2 protein-coding genes are annotated in these 1,257 nt (G+C 68.7%); one reads left to right on the forward strand and one right to left on the reverse strand.

The window, feature by feature from the left end; all coding sequences use genetic code 11:
• Positions 1–150: 150 nt before the first annotated feature.
• The gene (locus tag AC0VX0_RS12305; RefSeq protein ID WP_129043571.1) at positions 151–579 is read right to left on the reverse strand and encodes a hypothetical protein; all 429 of its coding nucleotides are present in this window, start codon (positions 577–579) and stop codon (positions 151–153) included.
• A 189-nt stretch (positions 580–768) separates the two neighbouring features.
• Between AC0VX0_RS12305 and AC0VX0_RS12310 the strand changes: the two genes are divergently transcribed.
• Positions 769–1,257 (forward strand): MFS transporter (locus AC0VX0_RS12310; RefSeq protein WP_475452192.1); only part of this gene is annotated, 489 nt, incomplete at its 3' end.

Raw genomic sequence — 1,257 nt, forward strand, 5'->3', positions numbered from 1 at the left:
TCCAAGGACCCGGTTTGGGACCGTCTCTGACGTGATGGTCTCGTGGACGGGCGAGGCGCGTAAAGGGGTATACCCGGGTAGACAAGCTCATAGTGGCTCGGGGTGGATGCACAGTGACCACGTCAGCGGCTGGGGACGATCGGCCCCGCCTCAGTCGTCCTCACCGTGCAGATAAACGCGCAACACGCTCACGAATCGCTTGTGGATCTCTAGGACGTCCCGGCCACGCCCATCAACGCCCGATTCCCATGCCTCGAGAACATCCACGAGCTCCGCAGCGGCGTCGTTCACAGGACGCGGGGCGAACAGCCGCAGCTCCCACGCGATCCGCGCCAACTCAGCGGTTTCACCCCATTCCTCGTTGTCACCGGGCACAGCGGCATGCTCGTGGACGTAGTCGAGCAGGTACTGCTCAACACGGTCGGCCTCACGCAGGAACTCAGCACCAACCCTGGCCACATGTTCCTTCCTCTCGGCTTGTCGAGCGCGATCATCCGCCAGCTTGCCCGTCAGGAACGTCGCCCCTCCCGCGATCAAAGCGCCCAGCACCACGCCTCCGAGTCCAATCCACGCGTCCATGAGGCTAAGTGTGGAGGAGCCCTCCCCACCCCGCGGCCTCCTACCCCCAGCGACGCCAGGGCGGAACCCGGTCAAACGTCCTTTCCACCCCGGACAGCACCGGGCTGCTTCGATCTTCCGCCGGCAACTGACACGCCCAGGCTCACCCGCCCCACGTGATCCACCTCACCTCTAGGGGATACTCCCGTGGTGAGCTCACCCCTGACTGACGACACGACCGCGCCCGAGAACGCGGCGCCCGCGAAGAGGCTCGGGCGCGCCCGCTGGCTCGTCGCCTCCAACGCCCTCGACGCTGGCGGCCGCTCGGCCACCGACGTGGCCATCGACGTGCTCGCCGTCCTGGCCCTCGGGGTCGGCGCAGCCCAGATGGGCGTGCTGATGACCCTCTCGGGGCTGGGCTTCCTGCTCCTCGGGGTCCCCATCGGCATCCTCGTGGACCGACACCTCAGCCCCCGCCTGCTCGTGGCCACCGACCTGGCCAAAGCGGCCCTGCTGGGCACCCTCGTGCTCGCCTGGGCCCTGGACGCGCTCACCTTCGCCCACCTGGCCGCGGTCATGGCCCTGCTGGGGGTGCTCACGGTCCTGGCCGAGACGACCCAGGCCACCCTGGTGCCCCGTGTGGTCGCCCCGGACACGGTCAGCCGACTGGCCGCCAGGCTCGAGTCCGCCGACGCGGCC

It is taken from the genome of Micrococcus sp. iso_26 (assembly GCF_056172975.1).

Coding starts and splice junctions, on each gene's coding strand:
- AC0VX0_RS12305 (WP_129043571.1), bottom strand. CDS start 579: ATGGACGCGTGGATTGGACTCGGAGGCGTGGTGCTGGGCGCTTTGATC.